Annotated in this window: 1 protein-coding gene; it reads right to left on the bottom strand. The window is 65.2% G+C overall.

What is annotated here, in order from left to right; all coding sequences use genetic code 11:
• Positions 1 to 135: 135 nt before the first annotated feature.
• Positions 136 to 385, bottom strand: a 250-nt coding sequence (locus ACSZL9_RS19060) for a hypothetical protein (protein WP_446667106.1), incomplete at its 5' end; no start/stop codon positions are given.

The following is a 385-nucleotide window of genomic DNA, read 5'->3' on the forward strand; positions in this document are numbered from 1 at the left end:
CCCCCCCCCCCGACAGGGCGGCGAGCGCGTCTCGCCACGCGCTTCACGGTAGGTCGGCATCCCAACGAATGTGCCGAAACCAACCAATTCGTCGGAATGCCATAACGTGCGAGGAGATCAAGTTGTCGGCAACGCTCATCCCTCAGTCGTCCTTGCTCGATACCCGGCGGACCGCCCTACTCGGGTGCCGAAGATTGCTGCCACCATCAGCAAAAGCAAGGTCAGCGACACCGCAGCAGTCGCACCGGCCATCCATTGGAAGCCGGTCTGAGAGAGCGGTTGGTCCGGCGGGGTCGACCACCACAACATCGTCCGCCCGGTCAGCCAGGCAGCGAACGGCGCCGTCGCCGCCCCAATCACACTGCCCACGAGTGCCAGCAGCACG

Source organism: Flexivirga sp. B27 (assembly GCF_052905685.1).